Annotated in this window: 16 protein-coding genes; 1 reads left to right on the top strand and 15 read right to left on the bottom strand. The window is 57.1% G+C overall.

Going from position 1 to position 19,194, the window contains the following annotated elements; translation table 11 throughout:
- The first annotated feature begins 220 nt into the window (after window positions 1-220).
- Window positions 221-1,561, top strand: a complete 1,341-nt coding sequence (locus V6607_RS22785; RefSeq protein ID WP_042558386.1) for an MFS transporter — start codon at window positions 221-223, stop codon at window positions 1,559-1,561.
- 89 nt (window positions 1,562-1,650) lie between these two features.
- On the opposite strand, the gene V6607_RS22780 is transcribed toward V6607_RS22785, so the two are convergent.
- The 15 genes from V6607_RS22780 to V6607_RS22710 all read right to left on the bottom strand — a co-directional run bounded on the left by V6607_RS22780 (window position 1,651) and on the right by V6607_RS22710 (window position 19,192).
- Complete coding sequence (locus V6607_RS22780; RefSeq protein WP_169864294.1) at window positions 1,651-2,670, bottom strand: GlxA family transcriptional regulator; 1,020 nt, start codon at window positions 2,668-2,670, stop codon at window positions 1,651-1,653.
- A 486-nt stretch (window positions 2,671-3,156) separates the two neighbouring features.
- Window positions 3,157-4,071: a polysaccharide deacetylase gene (locus V6607_RS22775; RefSeq protein WP_223816864.1), complete on the bottom strand. Its 915-nt coding sequence runs from the start codon at window positions 4,069-4,071 to the stop codon at window positions 3,157-3,159.
- 38 nt (window positions 4,072-4,109) lie between these two features.
- Window positions 4,110-5,036 carry an ABC transporter permease gene (locus V6607_RS22770; RefSeq protein ID WP_042558387.1) on the bottom strand — a complete coding sequence of 309 codons (927 nt, stop codon included), beginning with the start codon at window positions 5,034-5,036 and terminating at the stop codon, window positions 4,110-4,112.
- Window positions 5,026-6,126 (bottom strand): ABC transporter permease, encoded by a 1,101-nt coding sequence (locus V6607_RS22765; RefSeq protein ID WP_042558388.1) that lies wholly within the window; start codon window positions 6,124-6,126, stop codon window positions 5,026-5,028. Before V6607_RS22765 ends, V6607_RS22770 begins: the two co-directional genes overlap by 11 nt.
- Window positions 6,123-7,640 carry an ABC transporter ATP-binding protein gene (locus tag V6607_RS22760; RefSeq protein ID WP_042558389.1) on the bottom strand — a complete coding sequence of 506 codons (1,518 nt, stop codon included), beginning with the start codon at window positions 7,638-7,640 and terminating at the stop codon, window positions 6,123-6,125. The genes V6607_RS22765 and V6607_RS22760 overlap by 4 nt, the downstream gene beginning before the upstream one ends.
- Window positions 7,640-8,647, bottom strand: a complete 1,008-nt coding sequence (locus V6607_RS22755; protein ID WP_162184574.1) for a BMP family protein — start codon at window positions 8,645-8,647, stop codon at window positions 7,640-7,642. Before V6607_RS22755 ends, V6607_RS22760 begins: the two co-directional genes overlap by 1 nt.
- A gap of 496 nt (window positions 8,648-9,143) precedes the next feature.
- On the bottom strand, window positions 9,144-9,749 hold the full coding sequence (locus V6607_RS22750; RefSeq protein WP_042558390.1) for a cupin domain-containing protein: 606 nt from the start codon (window positions 9,747-9,749) through the stop codon (window positions 9,144-9,146).
- An 82-nt stretch (window positions 9,750-9,831) separates the two neighbouring features.
- On the bottom strand, window positions 9,832-10,542 hold the full coding sequence (locus V6607_RS22745) for an urea carboxylase-associated family protein (RefSeq protein ID WP_042558391.1): 711 nt from the start codon (window positions 10,540-10,542) through the stop codon (window positions 9,832-9,834).
- Between the two features lie 16 nt (window positions 10,543-10,558).
- Complete coding sequence (locus V6607_RS22740) at window positions 10,559-11,791, bottom strand: M20 family metallo-hydrolase (RefSeq protein ID WP_042558392.1); 1,233 nt, start codon at window positions 11,789-11,791, stop codon at window positions 10,559-10,561.
- Window positions 11,788-12,594, bottom strand: a complete 807-nt coding sequence (locus V6607_RS22735; RefSeq protein WP_042558393.1) for an amino acid ABC transporter ATP-binding protein — start codon at window positions 12,592-12,594, stop codon at window positions 11,788-11,790. Before V6607_RS22735 ends, V6607_RS22740 begins: the two co-directional genes overlap by 4 nt.
- A 4-nt stretch (window positions 12,595-12,598) precedes the next feature.
- Window positions 12,599-13,246: an amino acid ABC transporter permease gene (locus V6607_RS22730; protein ID WP_042558394.1), complete on the bottom strand. Its 648-nt coding sequence runs from the start codon at window positions 13,244-13,246 to the stop codon at window positions 12,599-12,601.
- On the bottom strand, window positions 13,246-13,905 hold the full coding sequence (locus tag V6607_RS22725; RefSeq protein ID WP_131672230.1) for an amino acid ABC transporter permease: 660 nt from the start codon (window positions 13,903-13,905) through the stop codon (window positions 13,246-13,248). The genes V6607_RS22730 and V6607_RS22725 overlap by 1 nt, the downstream gene beginning before the upstream one ends.
- 7 nt (window positions 13,906-13,912) lie before the next feature.
- Window positions 13,913-14,761 carry a transporter substrate-binding domain-containing protein gene (locus V6607_RS22720; RefSeq protein WP_042558395.1) on the bottom strand — a complete coding sequence of 283 codons (849 nt, stop codon included), beginning with the start codon at window positions 14,759-14,761 and terminating at the stop codon, window positions 13,913-13,915.
- A gap of 949 nt (window positions 14,762-15,710) precedes the next feature.
- The gene (locus tag V6607_RS22715; RefSeq protein ID WP_087695264.1) at window positions 15,711-18,134 is read right to left on the bottom strand and encodes a TonB-dependent siderophore receptor; all 2,424 of its coding nucleotides are present in this window, start codon (window positions 18,132-18,134) and stop codon (window positions 15,711-15,713) included.
- Window positions 18,135-18,211: 77 nt separating this feature from the next.
- Window positions 18,212-19,192, bottom strand: a complete 981-nt coding sequence (locus tag V6607_RS22710) for a FecR family protein (protein WP_134327073.1) — start codon at window positions 19,190-19,192, stop codon at window positions 18,212-18,214.
- Window positions 19,193-19,194: the final 2 nt, after the last annotated feature.

The following is a 19,194-nucleotide window of genomic DNA, read 5'->3' as shown; positions in this document are numbered from 1 at the left end:
GCTGAGTTAAACCGGAAAAACCAACGCGTGCACGATAATATCGCGCATCATTTACTGACCCTTAACCCTGCCAAGTAAAACAATAGAGGGTATTTGTCATGTACTACGTCACGATTCCGGCCACGGGCTCGAAGCAGTTCAATTTCCATACCGCTTCTGGTAGCGATACAGCGTTGCCTCTTCATTCCGATAACAGCACCTCTACCCCCGGAGGTGCGCAATGAGCACCCAAAACGCAAGTCTGACGCCGATCCTGGAACAGCAGCTTGAACGGATTTCCGAGCGCAAGGCACTGCGGCGCGCGGCCAGTGCCAGCTTCATGGGCAACTTCGTCGAATGGTTCGACTACGCGGCCTACGGCTATTTGGCAACCGTGATTGCACTGACGTTTTTTCCGCAGACCGACAAGGCGACCGGGCTGCTGGCAACCTTCGCGGTGTTTGCGCTGTCGTTTTTCGTTCGCCCGCTGGGAGGGCTAGTCTGGGGTCACTTCGGAGACAAGTACGGGCGGCGCAGCGCGTTGTCCTGGTCGATTCTGATCATGTCAATCTCGACCTTCTGCATCGGTATCCTGCCGACTTACAACCATATTGGTCTGTGGGCACCCGCTCTGTTGTTACTAATCCGCTTGTTTCAGGGCTTTTCCGCTTCCGGAGAGTACGCTGGGGCATCAGCCTTTCTGGCCGAGTATGCCCCTGAGGGTAAACGCGGTTTGTATACCAGCATCGTGCCGGCGAGTACTGCTGCCGGCTTGTTGTTCGGCGCAGTGTTCGTGGCCGGTTTGCATTCGTGGATGAGCGTTGAGGATCTGCACAGTTGGGGCTGGCGTTTGCCCTTCCTGCTGGCGGCGCCGTTCGGTCTAGTCGGGCGTTACATCCGTATGAGTTTGCAAGACACACCCAAATTTCTAGAGATGGAAAAACGCCTCGAGGCCAAGGAATGCGCGACCCACGCTCCGGTTCGCGAACTTTTGACCTTACACCGGCGTAGCGTGATTATCGGCATCGGTGTGACATGCTTGAATGCGGTAGCGTTCTACCTGTTGCTCAGTTATATGCCGACCTACCTGTCTACCGAGATGGGCATGAGCGAGAGCGATTCGTTCATGGCGTCGACTGTGTCGTTGGCGACCTACATCGGGCTGATTTTCCTGATGGGCAAGCTGTCGGATCTGTTCGGACGCAAGGCCATGTTGCTGACCGCATCGGTGCTGTTTCTGGCGCTTACATGGCCGCTGTTCGGCATGTTGAACAACCAGCCGCTGATCGTCATCCTGATGATCCAGATAGCCTTCGGCGCGATCCTGGCGATGAACGACGGCACCTTGCCGTGCTTCCTCGCCGAGATATTCCCGACCCGCGTGCGCTTCAGTGGTTTTGCCTTCAGCTTCAATATCGCCAATGCGGTGTTCGGCGGTACGGCGCCATTTATTGCGACTTGGCTGATTCAGCTGACCGGTAATAAAATGGCACCAGCCTGGTATCTGCTGGCGGCCGCCGCTGTAGCGTTAATTGCCATGCTGGCGAGCCGCGAGACTGCGCATAAAGCTTTGCAAGACTGACCCGAACGTCACAACCCAATATATAGGGGGCATAGCCTGTTCAGTGGAGTCCTCGCGGTCGCCATTGCGATGAGGATACGCCCTATAAATTAATGCATCGCAGCCACTTGCTTGCGTTCGCCGAGGGGTGATATCCCGAAGAAACGGCTGTAGCATTTGGAGAAGTGCGCAGGGGAGATAAAGCCGCAAGCGAGGGCGATATCACGAACTTGCGACTCGCTGCGCAGTAGCAATTGTCTCGCTCGCGACAGGCGCAGTTCCAGGTAATACTGACTCGGCGTGCGTTGTAGGTGCTTGTGAAACAACCGCTCTAGGTGCCGTACCGACACTTCGTTCAATCGCGCGAGCTCCTCAAGGCCCAACGGCTCCTCAAGATTGGCCTCCATGATTGCCACCATCTGGCTGAGCTTAGGTTGAGAGGTGCCCAGTTTCTGTCGTAATGGCACACGCTGCTGTTCCTGCGCGCCCCGGACCCGATCACACAGTAGCAACTCGGCTGCATGGGCTGCAATTTCGCGACCACCGGGTTCGCGCGCTATCAACTGCAGTGTCATGTCCATAGAGGCCACGCCGCCTGAGCACGTGTAGCGATCGCGATCAAGCTCAAACAACTGATTGGAAATAATGATGCCCGGGAAACGCTCCTTCAAAGCTTCGATGTCTTCCCAGTGAATAGTGCAGCGATAACCCTTAAGTAAGTTTGCGCGCGCCAATAAGTGGCTTCCAGTGCAAATCCCGCCTAGGGGCACTTGATCATGCGCCAGCTTACGGAGCCAGTTGAGTAGCGGTAGGCTGCTGTGATTAGAGACGATAGGGTTTGATCCGACAACGAACAGCATATCCAGCTTTGGTGCATCGGTGATGGTGTAGTCGGGCAGCAGGCGCATGCCGTTGCTGGCCATGACCGGCTCCATGTTGGCAGCGATGATAACCGTGCGGAACATCGTTTGACGCGCCGCCATATTGGCTATGCGCAAGGTTTCCACAGCGGAAGCGAAGCCGATAGTGGTGAAATTTGGTATGACCAAAAAACCAACGGTTTTCAATGGCCGATGTTCATCAACCGAACGCCCTGCGACAGGGTGGAGGGACGCGTGGAGTTTCGCCATCGATAGCGCTCCTCAAGGTATAAGTGACGCGTTCTGCAGCAATCTGCCGACATTCGGCATCATCTGGTTCTGGGATTGTTAGCAGGTTTTGGCTCTTGATCTTACCCTGCATGTCGGGCCTATGCGTAACGGCCTTTTTGCTTTTTTATTTTGGGCATGGAGCGTCCATTTTGTTACCCATCTGCCATGGCGTCCGTACCAGAAAATGTGATTGGGGTGGTGCTCCGTAATGGCCACTTGTTAAATCGCTGGGCGTAATAGCAGCTTTGTCTAGGTAACCCTCTAATACTCGACGTTGAAGTGCGCTGCTGTGAATTCGACGCGCGGGCATTTTAGTCAATTGCGAATTCTGTCAGTTGTAGTTAACGACTCGTCGCCGAAATGGACATGTGGGTAAGTGAGTTGACTGTGTATTTTTATAGGTTTAAGGAATTGCCTGTGGTGGTCAGGCAGTCGCCTGATGGCGACCGCTAATCAGCGTTTTGGCTAATATTTGTCAAACTTGACGGGGCCGTCGTACGGCGGCATACGCTCCACCCGCAGATTTGCCGACCCTTGGTCATGTACTTGACTTACATGCGCGGCGATTTCTTCCAGCGTGGCGAACCACACTCCACCTTTGGCCTGCATGTATTCAATGAAGCGCACCGCCTCATGCCAGCGGGCGAGGCGGCCGCTTACGAACGGATGCCAGACTGCAACCAGAAGCCCTCCGTGCTCCCACATCGCATCAAACTCGGCCTTGTAAACGGAGATGGCTTCCTGAGGCGAACGGATCGGCATGCTGTAGTCGATGTCGCTCATGTGCACGTACGGCGGCCAGTCATCCATCGCCCAATGGGTCGGTAGCTCTACCAGTTGGCCGGTTTTGCCTTGCAGGATGTACGGGATATCGTCGCCCATCAACGAGGCGTCGTACTTGAAGCCTTCGGCAATCAACAGGTCTGTGGTAGCGGGCGAGAAGTTGTATAGCGGGGCGCGGAAACCTCGGGGTTTCTGGCCTGTGTGGCGTTCGATGATATCGATAGATTTACGCAGCCAGAACAGCTCTTCCTCTTCGCTGATTTCGTTGACGTGCTCATGGATGTAGCCATGGTGTCCGATTTCATGACCGTCCTTGACCATCGCTTCGACCGCGGCCGGATATTGCTCAATGCACCAGGCAGGAACGAAGAATGTCTGTTTCAGACCCAGGTCCCGGTAGGATTGCAGGATTCGCGGTACGCCGACTTTCGGTCCGTATTGCAGGGTTGAAATGGTGCTGACCCGCTTATGGCTGTCTGCGGGGCGATGCAGGTGCAGGAAGCTGTCGGCGTCCATGTCGAAGGTGATCGCCACGGCGCATCGCGCGCCGCCAGGCCACGGAATAGGGTTGTTGATCATGCTTGCAGGTTTGCTCATGTCGGTACCTGTTAAAAACTGAAAGTCGAGGCGAAATGCTATTTGCCACCGCGCTTGAAGTATTCACCTGCGGCGGCCGGAGGCCTGATCTTTCCGGCGAAGATCACCAGTGCGGCAATGGATGCGACATAAGGCAGCACCACGAACAGCTGATAGGGCACATCCGGATGACCAAATTGCAAACGCAGTTGCAGTGCATCGGCCAGGCCGAACAACAGACAGGCAGCTAGTGCGCCCACTGGATTCCATCGACCTAGAATCAATGCCGCCAGGGCAATGAAGCCTTTGCCCGCGCTCATGTGCTCGGTAAACATGAAGACTTGTGACAGCACCAAATAGCAGCCACCCAGTCCGGCGATCACACAAGAGCCCACAACGCTTAAAAAACGAATCCGGAATACGTTCAATCCGGCGCTATCGGCGGCTCTTGGATACTCACCGGTGGCGCGCAGGTTCAGGCCCCACGAAGTGCGGAATAGAAGCCACCAGGCAAGTGGCACCAGGCCGTATAGCAGATAGACAAGTAAATTCTGCTGGAACAGAATATCGCCGATCACCGGGATCGACGCCAGCCCCGGAACAGGCAATGTCGTGAAGCCCGGCAACAATGCTGAAGCAGCTTGCTCGCTGAACGCCATGCGTGCGAAGAAAGAGGTCATGCCAATGACCAGCATGTTGATGGCGATACCCGCAACCATTTGGTTGATTGCCAGGCGCACCGTCATGGTTGCCAATAGCAGTCCGACCAGTCCCGCCGCAAGTAATCCACCCAGCAAACCTCCCCACACGCTTTGCAGGAAAAACGCACCTAGAGCCGCACCGAACGCGCCGCCCAGGACGCTGCCCTCCAGCGCCAGGTTGAACACCCCGGCACGTTCACACCAGATGCCGCCCAATGCCGCGAAAATTAGCGGGACGGCGAGGCGCAGTCCGGTGGCAAGAATATCCAGATAACTAGCGTCCATCGGTCAAACCCTCCGCTGTGTTTTGCTGGTTCGGGATGCTGGCCGTTTTCGCCAACGGGTTATTCCGCTTTTGCAGGTTTAATTTCCAGATCAGCCCGGCGGCGACAAAGATCACGATCAGCCCGCGCAATGCTTCTATCGCTGTCACATCTAGGCCGATGGCGCGTTGCATGTACTGCGCGCCAGTGCTCAGGCCTGCCAGGAAAAACGCCGAAAATGTCGCCAGCAAAGGATTCAGGCTGGCCATAAAGGCAACCACGATGCCGTCGTAGCCATAGCCGGGGCTGAACAGGTGATACAACCGGTATTTGACCCCGAGTACTTCTATCGCCCCCGCCAAGCCAGCGATGGCGCCACCTGCGATCATGCTGCCGATCAGGTTGCGGTTCACGGACATACCAGCGTAGCGCGCGGCTTGCGGGCTTTTGCCTACCGCCGTCATTGAAAAGCCGATGGTGGTGTATTTGAAGACGACAAAGGTCATCAAGCTCAAGAGCGCCGCAATCAGCACACCGATGTGAGTGTCAGTGTCCGACAGCAGCAGAGGCAGCCATAAGTCTTCGCTGATTTCTGCTGAGTAAGGGTAGGGCGCGCCTTCCTGCATCATTGGACCGCCTGCGAAATAGCTGACGATATTGATCGCCACGTAGTTCATCAGCAGCGTCACGATGACTTCATTGATGCCGCGTTTTGCCCTTAGATACCCTGGAATCGAGCCCCACAGGCCACCGCCCAGCATGCCTGCCAGCAGGCACAGCAGCACATGCAGCATCGCAGGCATCTGCGGCAGATACAGCGCGACGGCTGCCGCTGCCAGTCCACCGATATAGATCTGCCCCTCGGCACCGACATTGAGCAGCCCGCAACGCATGGGAATGATCACCGCAAGCCCGGCGAGCAGCATCGGGCACATTTTGACCAGGGTATCGGCCAGGCCGTGATAGTCGAAAAAGGCTCCTTTAAACAACGCTTGATAAGCAGCCATGGGATTTTTGCCAGCCGCTACGATGAGCAGCGAACCCAGGGCAAAGGCTGCAAGCACCGCCCAGACCATTCGCAGGCGATGCAGCCAGCGCCAGACTTCATTCATGACAAAACCTCTTGTGAAGCCGTGCTGGTCATCAGTGAACCAATCAGGTCCGCTGTGGCGTCGGCGCGATTCAGTACACCCGTCAGATGACCTGCGCACATCACGCCAATACGATCAGAAATCGCCATGACTTCTTCCAGCTCCGTCGATATGTAAAGCACCGCTTTGCCCGCTTGCCGCTGTTCGCGCACGACCCCTTGCACGGCTTCGATAGCACCGACATCCAAGCCTTTGCACGGCTGCATGACGATTAGCAGATCAGGGTCGCATTCGACTTCCCGGGCAAAAATCAGCTTTTGCTGGTTGCCTCCTGAGAGGAACCGTACTTGCTGGTCAACCGAGTGCATGCGCACGTCGTATCGGGAGCACCAGTCTTTGGTGATCTCCCGCGCGCGTTTTGTTTTGAGCAGGGCGAAACGCGAAAACGGTGAGCGTCGGTGATCGCGCAGCATGGCGTTTTCCCACAGCGTGAAATCCAGTACCAGCCCGGTGCTGTGGCGATCTTCGGGAACATAGCCGACCCTGAACCGTTTACGGCGGCTGGCGACATCGTGGCCAAGCATCGACTGGCCGCGCATGTAGACTTCCCCGGATTGCGCATGGCGCATTCCGGCGATCGTATCCGCAAGCTCCGCCTGGCCGTTGCCGTCAACGCCGACAATACCCAGCACTTCCCCCGCTCGAATCTCGAAGCTGACAGAATTCAACGCCTGAATGCCGCGATCATTATTGGCCGACAAAGCTCGTACCTTGAGCACAACCGGGCCCTGTACAACCATGGGAAGCTCAACGGGCTGGGCCAATTCACGGCCGACCATCAACCGGGAAATTTCCTGTGGCGTGCTTTCACTGACCTGAGCGTGTCCGACGACATTGCCCCGGCGCAGTACCGTCACCCGATCACAAACCCGAAACACCTCATCGAGCTTGTGCGTGATGAACAACATGGTTTTGCCCATCGAGCGCAGGTTATCCAGAATTTGTAGAAATGCGTCGATCTCGGTAGGGGCCAGAACGCTGGTGGGTTCATCCAGAATCAGCACTTCCACGTCCCGATACAGCGCCTTGAGGATTTCCACCCGCTGACGCATGCCTATCGGAAGTTGCCAGATCAGGCGATCAGGATCGACATTCAGGCCGACCTGAGCGCTCAGTTCTATCAGCTTGCGACGGTGATCAGTGAGTTTCAGCCGCAGGCCGCCCGGCAGGCCGAGGACGACGTTCTCCAGAACGCTCAGGTTATCCACCAGCATGAAATGCTGGTGGATCATGCCAATACCATCGGACAGGGCCTGACGGGGCGAGTCGATTGACAGCTCCCTACCATCAAGGCGAACCACACCGGAGTCCGGTTGGTAAAAGCCGTAGAGGATGTTCATCAGTGTGGTTTTACCCGCACCATTCTCACCCAACAGCGCATGGATACTGCCTTTGCTTACTCCCAGAGTGACGTCCTTCAGGGCCGTGAAGTCGCCGAATCGCTTGCCGATTCCCTCCAGTTGTAAATAGCTCATCAGGGTTTTACCGCCGCCGCGACTGCTGGCTGGCTGGCATTGCGCTGCTTGATGGTCTCGATCAATGCCGCGGCATCGGTCCTGGTCTGCTCGGATACTGCTTTGCCGTAGCTACCGAGGCGGAAGGCTTTGGGCGTTTCAAAGCCGTACACATAAGACTTGCCGCCCAGCGACGAGCTTTGCGCCTGAGTAAGCACCGTCAGCAGCGCACCGCGCATATCTAGCACGGCTGATTGCAGCAGGTTATCCGGCCAGTCACTCAACGCATCGTAGTAAATTCCGAACCCCTGTTTGTTCTCCTGACGGACTGCTTGCAGACTGCCAAGTACAGCGTTATCCATGGTTGGGAACACCACATCGGCTTTCTGCCCAATTAGATTCAAGGCCGCTTCTTTGCCTTTGGCCAGGTCATCCCAGTCGTTGGTCCATGCACTCAGGACCTGGCCCTGTGGTCGGGCGGCCTTGAAGCCTTCGACGAAACCGTCGTTGAGGTCGGAGTACGCTTTGATTTTTTGCGCACCGACAAAACCACCCACTCCGCTCAACGACGTTTTGCCGCCGATGTAGCCAATGACATAACCCATGTCCTTCATATCGAACGCCAGCGTCGAGACATTGCCGCCGCTTTTGGTGCCGTTTACCACCAGGAACTGGGTCTTGCTGTTGCGTTTGGCAACCCGGTCCACTGAATCCTGAAACTCGCCCCCATAACCAATCACCACGTCATAGCCGCGTCGGGCGTAGTCTGCCAAGGCTTGAGCCTGGTCTGGTTGCGGGACCTTTTCGCTGTAGGCCACATCTATCTTCAGTGCGTCGCGTGCCTGAATTACACCCTCATAACCGGACTGGTTGAAGGAACGGTCGGTGATGTTGCCGGCTAGCACAATGGCAACTTTCAACGGATCCGCAGCCACTGTCCCCGCGTAGGCACACGAGAAGGAGAGGGTGGTTATCGCTGCAATGCGAGCGAGCAAAGTGAAGCGAGTCGTGACGCTGGATTGGGTCATACGGTCCCCTGATTATAGTGGCTTACATTTAATTCAAGTTACTTGAATAATGTGAAAGCAATGTTCATGCCTGATTCGGAGGCACGATCTATTGCCCTGTAGCACCACAAAACCAAGGTCTTTCGCCAACCTGAATTGCGCCGGATTGAGGCGTCTGGGCGTAGGCTGCACTAATAGAAGACGGTGGCAGGATATTTATTCAAGGTGCTTGATGAATATTGTTGGTTCTGACGTTAAAGGCGCGTTGAGGGCGTTGTGGCCGGATGATTTGTCACCGATCCTGACATCGCCTACAGCACCGCAAATGCAACACCTGTATGAGCCAACGGCGTTGCGAGGCGGCGTGCTGACACTACTTTGCCAAAAAGGCTGCGCTCCCGATTTTCTCTGCAGATATGCATTTCAAATCAGAGCGGCGCATGTTGCGGGGTGGTGGGCGCTGCTGTCAGCGGCGGTGTCGACGAGGCGGACGTTGCCAAGTACCGAAAGCAGTTTGTTAGAAGGTAGCGGGCGTGTTGATCCAAAGTATGCGAACGACACTCTTGGTCGAGTTGCGATAGCCATGGGGTACGTTGCTGGGGAAGTGAAAGGAGTCGCCAGCATTCAGCGTGTAGGTGGTCTCGCCGAGAGTCAGGTCGAGGCTTCCCTCGATCACGTAACCCATCTCTTCACCAGCATGCTCGATCATGTCGCTGACCATGCCAGGGGAAACGATATGAATATCGCCTTGCAGCAGCCCGCCTTTTTGCAGATGGGTGATGCGTTCCAGATCGATATAGCCCTTGGCGGTGCCTTGTGCGAAACGACTCACTTGTCGACCGCCGGCGCGCAGCACGGGCTCTTCAGACTCCCAGTCTTCGGATGTCAGCTCGGACACGTTGCTGCCTAGCGCGAGTGCCAGGCGGTGCAGCATGGCCAGTGAAGGCGATGCGGCGTCGTTTTCCAGCTTGGAAATCAGGCTTTCGGAGCAGTTGGCAGCCTGGGCAACTTGCTTGAGAGTTAAGCCTGCCACCTTACGCGCATGGCGAAGGCGAACGCTCAAACTCGGCAGGGCATCGGAATGCTGGGATTTGGCTACTGGCGTTTTGCTGGGTGTGGACATGCATCCCTCGAAAAGTTTGTACGAAGTGAGCGACAGGCATCCTAGGGTTACGGGAGCCTGTCGTCTACTGGGGTACTGAAGATCAGCCGTGAACCGAGAAGGTAACTTCCACCGGGTTAAGGTCATTGATAGGCACAATGTCCTGAGGGCAGGCTGACATCACCACGATAACGTCCATGTCTGCACGGATTTCAACGTAGTCCCCGGCTGTGGATACCGGCGGCAGCCATTCAACAGTGTAATCAGGCTTGACCGGAATGTTCATCCACAGATTGAAAGGCTGCGGAACTTCATGGGAGCGCAGACCAATAGCCTGCAAGGCCAGACGCATGTTATCCGCGCAGCTGTCGTGATAACCCTCGACTCCCAGGTTGGTGTAGCGGTGCAGGTCACACGCAGCCATCAAGGTGTCGTGAATGCCGGGTGAGGTGTCGGTCAACAAGGTACCGATCGTGCGGCGGCGGTTACTGAACAGCGCGTCGCCAGTCTTGGGAATGATGCTGTTGCAATGCGCGCGAGCATGTTCCATCGATAGGAATTCGCTCATGTCTTCGCTGTTGAACAACCAGGTGTCACATACCTGGGTGCCGTGAGTGTTGACGATTTTGATGACCTGGCCAGCTTTCAGGCGGACGGCGCGGCCACAACGGGCAGGCACTGTGTAACTTTCGCCCAGGACTGGAGTGCCATCGGCCGAGATCGGTTCTTTCAACGTGGCGTTGATGCCCAGCGAGGAGCCATTGTCGGGCTGGCAGCAGGCCGGATAGTCGTGGCTATGGGTAATATTGGTCATATGAGTTCCTATGGGTTCAGGGTTGTTCTGCAAGTGCAACCAGGCTCCAGGCCAATGCCTGGGCGCCTGCTTTCAATTGCGCGGGATCTGTGAATTCCTTCGGGTTGTGGCTTATGCCGTCCCGGCTGGGTACAAAAAGCATTGCTGTCGGACAGTGCCCGGCCAGATACATGGCGTCGTGGAAGGCGCCAGAACGTATCGATTGCCAAGTCAGTCCTGTGGCGTCGCAGGCGTTCTCCAACACATTGATGACCTGATGATCGAACGCGGTCGGGCTGTGGCTGAACAGGCTGGTCAGTTCGGCGTCGGCAGGCAGGCAGGCACTGAGGGCATTATCGAAGGCTTCGAGTACAGCCGGATCGGCGTGGCGGAAGTCGATGCTGAAGGTTGCTTCACCGGCAATCGTGTTGATTGCATTGGGCGAGACGTTCCAGCGTCCGAATGTCAGGCGCTTGTCGTCACCGGCAAGTTGTTCGGCCAGCGCGTCGATGCGGCCGAGGGATTCCATGGCGAGCAACAACGCATCGCGCCGCATGTGCGTCGGCGTGGTTCCTGCGTGTGCCGAAGCACCCTTGCAGCGCACTTGATACCAGCGCACGCCCTGAATACCCGAAACCACTCCCAGCGGGACATTGGCTTGCTCCAATATCGGGCCTTGCTCAATGTGCAACTCGACAAAGGCGTGTGTGGCGATTTTTTCGCGCTGTGGCAGTTCGGCAAAGCGCAGGGCGTGAGCGTCCAGTGCCTCTCCTACCGAGATACCCGCAGCGTCAAGGTTGTTTCGATAAGTCTCCAGTCGCGCCGGGTCTACGTAGGCGCTGGAGCCCATCGCTCCTGGACTGAAGCGGCTGCCTTCTTCGTTAGTCCAGACCACCACTTCGATCGGGCGACGGGTGCTGACGTTGAGTTCTGCCAACGCATACAGACATTCAAGCCCGGCCATCACCCCGTAACAGCCGTCAAGCTTCCCGCCTGTGGGTTGGGTGTCGACGTGGCTCCCGGTCATCACTGGCGTTAAGTCCTCACGGCCTTCGCGGCGTATGAACAGGTTGGCGCTGGCGTCGGTCCACACTTTGCAGTCCAGTTTTCGGGCTTCTTCAATCAGCCAGGCGCGGGCCAGGAAGTCTTCTTCGGACAACGCCTGACGGTTCATTCCGCCATCGATGCCGGGCCCGAAGGTTGCCAGGGTCTCCAACAAACGCTGCAGTCGTTCCGATGAAACGGCCTGCATCACTTGATCGGCAATCATGGGGTCACCTGCACGCGTGGAGTGAGGCTGCGGTTAAACCAGGGGCTGAGAAACTGCTGTAAGCGTTCCGTCTTTGGTGCCTGAAACAGTGCCTGCGGAGTACCGGTTTCAATAATTTTTCCTGCTTCCATAAACACTACCTGACTGGATATCTGTGCAGCGAAGCTCATTTCATGGGTCACCATCACCATGGTCATGCCATCGTTCGCAAGGCTGCGAATGACCTGCAGTACTTCCTCGACCAATTCCGGGTCCAGCGCCGAGGTCGGTTCGTCGAGCAGCATCAACCGCGGTTTTACTGCCAGTGCCCGGGCAATGCCGACGCGTTGCTGCTGTCCGCCGGAGAGGCGAGCGGGGTACGCATCCGCCTTGGCGCTCAGGCCGACCCGTGCCAGTGCCTGATCAGCCAGGTTGCGCGCCTCGGCCTTGGCGATTTTCTTGCCGAGTACCAAAGGCGCCATGACGTTGTCGCGCACGGTCATGTGCGGCCACAGATTGAATTGCTGGAACACCATGGACAGCGGGTTGCGCACCTCATCGATCTTGGCTTCGCTGTCGCGGTCGGCTTCACGTCTGCCCGGTCCGCTATAGCCCAGCAGTTGACCATCGATCCATATCTCTCCCTCGTCATAGCGCTCAAGGAAATTCATACAGCGCAGGGCGGTGGTTTTTCCTGATCCTGAAGGCCCGATCAAAGACACGATTTCACCGGCTTGTACGCTCAGGTCAAACTCACTGAGCACACGGTGCGAGCCATAGGATTTGCCAACGCCACGCAAGTTGAGAAGCGGAAGGGTATTCATCTGTTCAGCCTCGTAGATGGCGTGTCATGCGCCGCCCCAGTGCGCTGGCTACAGCTGCGACCGACGAGGTCAGCAGCCAGTAGCTCAACACCAGCAGGGCATACGGCAATACGTAGGAAAAGGTGGTGGATACGATGCGTCCGGCAGTCATGGTCAGTTCTGGCACGGTAATAATCGAGGTGACGGCGCTTTCCTTGATGGTCAGGATCACCTGATTGCCCAATAGCGGGAGGGCGAATGCCAGCGCTTGCGGCGCTTGTATGTGCCAGAACACCCGGCTGCGCGAAATGCCATGCACCCGCGCTGCTTCTACTTGACCGTTGGGCACACTGGCCCAGGCAGAGCGGAACAGCTCAGCAAAATAAGCAGCGCTGTATAAGGCCAGCGAGAGGATGCTTGCCTCGACGGCTTCCAGCCGTAGACCGATGACTGGCAGCCCGAAATAAATAATCGCGAGTTGGGCGAGAAAAGGTGTTCCGCGAATAAGCCACACGTAAACGCGATAGATCGCTACAAATCCTGGGGCCGCCATGCGCAAGGCGTTGATCCCGAATCCCAGCAGTAAGCCCATGGCAGCGGCAGTCAGGCTAATACCCAGCGTGACAAGCAGTGCATTGGCGAAATCCGGGAGATAACTCAATAATTCTTGCATCACTTGAGCTCCTTCCAGCGACGTTCCAGCAGGCTGCCGAGCACGCTCAACAGGCTTGTCAGCACGAGATAAAACAAGCCCGCCACCAGATACACCTCAAGCGGGCGGTAAGTCTGCGAAACCAGCTGCTGGCTGACGCGCATCAAATCAGTGATGGAAATGACCGAAACCACGGCTGAAACCTTGATCACATCGATCAACTCGGAGATCAGCGCGGGTGAGGTGAGGCGCAACACTTGTGGCAGTTGGATATGAAAAAGCGTGTTGTATTTGCCGATGGCAAACACGGCCGCCGCTTCCATCTGGCCCTTGGGGATTGCGGCGAAACCGCTGCTCAGAATCTGCGACTGATAAGCCGCCGTGTTCAGCGCTAGGGCTACAGCAGCAGCCACCATGGGTGGCACATCCAGGCCCAGGGCTGATGGGAGATAGAACAGAAGCAGCAGCTGCGCCAGCATGGGCGTGCCACGAAAGAAACTGACATACACCCGGGTGAATGCTCTGCCGGCAGGGCTGCGACCATTGGCAATCAGATGAATTACTACGCCGAGAATGAAACCCAGCAGCATGCCGATGGCGCACAACCACAATGTGGTTGTTGCACCGTCGATCAAGGCAGGCCAATAGAGCGCGAGACGGCTGCTGAAATCATTCATCATCAGCGGCTCAGATGCTCGGTACTGGCATGGCATCAGCAGGCAAGTCCATGGTGAAACCAAACCACTTATCTTGCAGCGTCTTTAAGGTGCCATCTTTTCCTGCACGGGCAATGCCCTCGCTAAATAGCTTCACCAGGCTTGCGCTGTCAGCATCCTTGCGACCGACCCAGCCGAAATACGTCACTGGACCCACCATCTCCGGCAGCGTTGTGAAAAGCCCCGGACGAGCTTTCATCAATGGGCCTAGGTTGGAAAGCGACTGTGCCACGCCATCGAGACGACCATTGGCCAGATCCGCATAAGCTTCATCGAAGCTCACATACTCTTTGATCCGCTTGAGGCCCGGTTGGCCTTCAGCTTTGAGCTTGGTGTCCAGTGCTTGTAGCACTGCCAGCTGGCCGGAACCTGCCTGAGAGCCAATCACCCGACCGTTCAAGTCGGTCAATGCCTTGATATTGTTATCGTCGGCGCGCTTGAGCAATGCAACGGTGGACTCGGCAATGGGGACGGTAAAGGCGAATTGCTCAAAACGCGCTTTATTGACTGTCACTGATGTCACGACGAAGTCGAATTTACGGGTATCCAAGCCTGGCAAAATCCCCTGGAACGGTAGATCGAGCTGGCGCACCTTAACGCCGGGCAAGTCAGCATCCAGTACGTAATGCATCAGGTCTGCGCCATAGCCGACAATCTTGCCATTTTCTACCGACTCGAACGGCGCGAAACGCGCCTCGGTGGCAACGACTATCTCGTTTTTCTGCTTGATGCGCTGCAGCAAATCGTCTGCGTGCGCTAGAGAAATACTGCACAGCGTGACGAGCGACAGCGAGAGTGCTTTTAGAGTGAAACGCGTCATTGGTATTCCCCTTGAATTCCTCAAATTGTTATTCAAGTAACTTGAATATTAATACAAGAGCATGAAGCGTGCCAGGAGGTAGCTTGCGCGAATAGGGGCGTAGGAGAGGATGGGAAGTCGGGAGAGGTGCGCTAATTGCGTGCGATAGCAGGTGTTACGCATTGATGTGGTGCGCAGTGTGTGGGTGGTGTCTGTAGTGCTTGGATGTGCCGACGCTGCTCGGGTGCTTGTTCGTGGGGCGGGGGAAAAAACGCAGTGCTTACATATGTCCTAACGAGTAACTATTCAGAGCTCGAAAGCAGTCGGTCACTAATGGCAGCTTTGGTCAGCTTGAACGCCTTGGCACGCTTTGCAGGGTTGGCGAGAGCCGGAAGTTTGAACTCTGAGACGGCAGGCTACGATTGCGAGGCATTCGATTGAAACCGAACGCATGATCATTGACCTACAGTGATTAGCACGGAATGTCCGCAATTGGCCGATTTCTGGCTTTAGTCAACTGCTTTACGTAGAGCCGCAGCAACGGTAATGGGCAATGCTACATCTGGCTGGGATCAGTCGACCACTACATAGCGACTGGGTTCCGGCTCCGAGGTTTTGACGTTACCAAGACGTATCAGGTGCTCGCGAACGTCAAGCTGGTCCAAAGTAATCTATTCGGGCCATTCAGAGAGTCGCTGAGCATCGTAATTCCCAACTTAAAATAATGAGTACATAATCAAGTCCATCAGCGGTATGCTGAGCGACAGAAAGCTGAAGCTTTCAATGATTTAGAGGATGAGTTATGATCCCGTCCGCTGCGCCATATTCGGTCACCTGGAACGCTGAACGCCAGGTACCACAGGAAGCCCGCTCATTGAGCGGGCTTTTTGCTGTCTGGGGTTTGCTAAAACCATCAGTCAGAAAAACGCCCCCGATCATGTACCGTGATCGGGGGCGTTTTTGATTGGGTTCAGAAATCCCAGCGGGTGGTGACCATAAAGTTGCGCGGCTCACCATAAGCGGCGGAGTTATAGAAGCCGATGTTGGTGTAGTAGGACTTGTCGAAGATGTTGTTGACGTTCAGGGTCGCCGACACGTTCTTGGTGATCTGGTAACGGGTCATCAAGTCCACCAGCCAGTACGCCTCCTGGGAGAACTCTTCATAACCGCCATGGGGGGTGTTGTAGATGTCCTGCCAGCCCACGCTTTGCCAGCGCACGCCACCGCCGACGGTCAGCTTGTCCAGGTCGCCTTTGAGCTTATAAGTGGTGTACAGCTTGACCTGGTCTTCGGGCTCGAACGTGGAAATCTTCTGGTCCTGGTCGTCACGCACCACCTTGTGGGTGTAGCCGGCCTGAATCTGCCAGCCCGGGCTCAACTCGCCGGACACTTCAAGCTCGTAGCCCTTGGTGACGGCCTTGGTGCCTTTGTAGGCATAGTTCTGCGGTGTAGGTTTCAGGTTGTTGTAGTCGTCGTCGGAAACGGCGCGGTTGTTTTCATGGACCTCGAAGTACGCTGCGCTGGCGTTCAGGCGTCCGTCGAAGAAATCAGCCTTCATGCCCAGCTCGTAGTTTTGGCCTTCGTCCGGCTCAAGCAACTGGTTTTGCCGGTCGCGGTTGTAGTTCTCCTGGGGCATGAAGATATCGGTGTAGCTGGCGTAGACCGAGTAGGTTTCATCCAGGTCATACACCACGCCGACATACGGTACGAAGCGTCCGGTCTCGCGGTAGGACGGGTTATTGCCGGTCAGGTGGTAATTGACCACGCGGCCACCGAGCAGCAGCTTCAGGTCATCGGCCAGGTTCAGGCGTGTGGTCATGTAGGCGCCGGTCTGGCGAATGGTGTCGTCGATGTATTGCTGCGGCGCGCCCCAGTAAGGTTGGGGGGCGTGGCCGTGCCAGTTATTGAAGTCGACGAGGTTGGGGGCGAGGTTCCAGTAGCCCTTGCCGTTCCAGTCCGAAATGCCGATGGAGCCCCCCACCACCAGTTCATGCTCACGGCCGCCCAGGCTGAAGGGGCCGCTTGCGTACAGGTCGGCGGAGTCGCTGACGGTTTCCCCGGTGTATTTTTGCGAAGTGACATGTGCGGTGCCGTCTGCACGGGGCTCGTCACCCTGAATCGAAGCCATCAGTGCATGGTAGCCGTTGATCTTGTGGTCCAGTTGCAGTTTGGTCACCCAGCCGTTGCCGAGGTCATGTTCAAGCATGGCGAAGGCGGTACGGGTGTATTGCTCCCAACTGCTCCAGTTGGCCGCGTTGTTGAACGAGCGCTTTACGCTATTGCGATCGCCATTGGCGTTGATCAGCGGAAAACTGCCGGACCAGCTCGAGGCGGTGGGCAGGCTGTCCTGATAGTCGCCGCCCACGGTCAGCATCGTGTCGGGGGACAGGTCGAATTCCATGATGCCGTAGTACACCGGGCTTTTGCGCGAGTAACGGTCCATGAACGAGCGCTTGTCCTGATACGCCGCGACGGCCCGGCCACGGACGTTGCCGCTTTCGGTCATCGGGCCGCTGACGTCCAGTTCGCTGCGGTAGTTGTCCCAGGAGCCCGCGCCGAGGCTGGCATGGCCCTGGAAGTCAGCCGTGGGTTTCTTGCGCACCAGGTTGATCGTGGCACCCAATGAGCCGGCACCCGTGAGCAGGCCGGTGGCGCCTTTAAGCACTTCGACCCGATCATAGATCGCCATGTCGCTCAGGGTATTGCCCGCCGAATAGGCGACGTTGCGCGCGGTGGAAGGAATGCCGTCGTACTGGAAGTTATTGATGGAGAAACCGCGGGCGTAGTAGTTGGTGCGGTCGGTGTCGAAGGCCGACACGGTGATGCCCGGGGTGTGGCGCATCACGTCGTCGACGTTGTTCAGGCCGAAGTCATCCATGTGTTTGCGGGTGACGACGGTCACCGATTGCGGGGTTTCCTTGGGGGTCAGCACCAGCCGCGTCGCAGTCGCGATGCTGCCTGGAGTGTAGGAATCAGTCCCTTCAGTAACGTTGCCCAACTGGTTGGAGCTGACCTGGGTCGGGCCTAGTTCCATGGCGTCGGTGGCGGCAGGGTCAGCTTCGAGCGCGTACACCTGATCACCTTTGATCACGCGGTAGCCGCTGCCCTGTAACAGCCTGTCGAACCCTGCGTCCACGCTATAAGTGCCTTTCAGCCCCGGCCCATTCAGCCCCTGCAGGTTCTGGGACTGGAACACGATAGCCACGCCCGCTTGCTGGGCGAACTGGTTAAGTGTGGCGCCCAGCGGCCCTGCAGGTATGTCGTAGGCTTGGGCCGCGACGTTTACCGTATCGGCCTGGGCCAGATGGGTATTGAGCAGCGTCGTCGCGAGCAGTGTGAGGGTCAGCGGCGCGCTGCTCAGCAGGCGTCTGCGGGGTTTGGAAGGGAGCGGCATGACGATGGCAGTCCTTTAGTTATCGATATACCTTCCTTGACGGGTAGCTTTAAACAAAGCGGAAACAATTTGGATAATTATTTTTTGCTCTCGGTATCCGGGCTGACGATCATCAGCCACGGCGTAAAGGTTTTCAGCGTGATCGGCAGGGTTTGAGCCAGCATCTGCAAGGTGCGGTCGGTGTCATCCAGGGGAAGTACGGCCGAGACCTTGAGACTGGCCAGTGCGGCGCGATCAAACTGCAAGCGGCCCGAACGGTGACGGGCGATCTCATCCAGCACTTCCGGCAACGGTCGGTTATCCACCACCAGTTGATGGCGGCGCCAGGCCCCATTGATGCTCGCCGTATCGACGCTGCCCGAGAGCCGCACCGCATCCTTGCTGACCCGCGCCTGTGAGCCGGCGTCCACTTCCAGCGTCTGCTGGCCATTCGCGCTTTGGGCGGCAACGCGGGATTCGAGCATGCTCAGCACCGTAACGTCATCCTCGCGCCTGACCACAAATCGCGTACCCAGGGCGCGCAGGATGCCTTGGGCGGTCTGCACCACAAATGGCCGTTCGCCATCGTGGGCCACTTCCACCAGGATCTCGCCTCGCAGCAATTCGATGCGGCGCTGCCGGCTGTCGAAATGCAGATTCGCCGCACTGATGCCGTTCAGGGTCAGCGTCGAGCCGTCCGCCAGCCGCAGGGTTTTCCATTCGCCGGGACCGTTGTGCACATCGGCCATCCATTGTTGTGGATAAGGACTGTAGAGCAGCGCCATGGCGGGAAGGCCCAGGCTGCAGGCCAGTACCAACGCGCGGACGTAGTTTTTGCGCGCCTTCCCATGCCGGGGAAAGGCCGCACTCAAGGCCGCCCGGGCCGGTGCCTTTTGCCCGCGCAGGGCCTGCATCCGCGCAATCACATCTTCCATGCGCGCTGCTGATGCGGCGTGTTGCGGGCCTTGCTGCTTCCAGCGCTCGAACGCCTGGCGCTGGGCCTCGGTCAATTCACCTTCGTGCAGGCGAATCATCCATTCGGCGGCTTGTTCATCGATCTGTTGGCGGGAGGCGGGCATGT

Origin of the sequence: Pseudomonas sp. KK18, from assembly GCF_037094675.1 — a bacterium.
In the GTDB taxonomy this organism is placed as follows: Bacteria; Pseudomonadota; Gammaproteobacteria; order Pseudomonadales; family Pseudomonadaceae; genus Aquipseudomonas.
Note: the sequence above shows the minus strand (reverse complement) of the source record. Positions and strands in the feature narration are given on the sequence as shown.

Bases quoted from the DNA above. Each gene is read 5' to 3' on its own strand.
- V6607_RS22745 (WP_042558391.1), bottom strand. From the start codon at position 10,542: ATGACCAATATTACCCATAGCCACGACTATCCGGCCTGCTGCCAGCCC.
- V6607_RS22785 (WP_042558386.1), top strand. From the start codon at position 221: ATGAGCACCCAAAACGCAAGTCTGACGCCGATCCTGGAACAGCAGCTT.
- V6607_RS22720 (WP_042558395.1), bottom strand. From the start codon at position 14,761: ATGACGCGTTTCACTCTAAAAGCACTCTCGCTGTCGCTCGTCACGCTG.
- V6607_RS22770 (WP_042558387.1), bottom strand. From the start codon at position 5,036: ATGGACGCTAGTTATCTGGATATTCTTGCCACCGGACTGCGCCTCGCC.
- V6607_RS22730 (WP_042558394.1), bottom strand. From the start codon at position 13,246: ATGCAAGAATTATTGAGTTATCTCCCGGATTTCGCCAATGCACTGCTT.
- V6607_RS22775 (WP_223816864.1), bottom strand. From the start codon at position 4,071: ATGAGCAAACCTGCAAGCATGATCAACAACCCTATTCCGTGGCCTGGC.
- V6607_RS22760 (WP_042558389.1), bottom strand. From the start codon at position 7,640: ATGAGCTATTTACAACTGGAGGGAATCGGCAAGCGATTCGGCGACTTC.
- V6607_RS22750 (WP_042558390.1), bottom strand. From the start codon at position 9,749: ATGTCCACACCCAGCAAAACGCCAGTAGCCAAATCCCAGCATTCCGAT.
- V6607_RS22780 (WP_169864294.1), bottom strand. From the start codon at position 2,670: ATGGCGAAACTCCACGCGTCCCTCCACCCTGTCGCAGGGCGTTCGGTT.
- V6607_RS22765 (WP_042558388.1), bottom strand. From the start codon at position 6,126: ATGAATGAAGTCTGGCGCTGGCTGCATCGCCTGCGAATGGTCTGGGCG.
- V6607_RS22740 (WP_042558392.1), bottom strand. From the start codon at position 11,791: ATGATTGCCGATCAAGTGATGCAGGCCGTTTCATCGGAACGACTGCAG.
- V6607_RS22725 (WP_131672230.1), bottom strand. From the start codon at position 13,905: ATGATGAATGATTTCAGCAGCCGTCTCGCGCTCTATTGGCCTGCCTTG.
- V6607_RS22715 (WP_087695264.1), bottom strand. From the start codon at position 18,134: ATGCCGCTCCCTTCCAAACCCCGCAGACGCCTGCTGAGCAGCGCGCCG.
- V6607_RS22735 (WP_042558393.1), bottom strand. From the start codon at position 12,594: ATGAATACCCTTCCGCTTCTCAACTTGCGTGGCGTTGGCAAATCCTAT.
- V6607_RS22755 (WP_162184574.1), bottom strand. From the start codon at position 8,647: ATGACCCAATCCAGCGTCACGACTCGCTTCACTTTGCTCGCTCGCATT.
- V6607_RS22710 (WP_134327073.1), bottom strand. From the start codon at position 19,192: ATGCCCGCCTCCCGCCAACAGATCGATGAACAAGCCGCCGAATGGATG.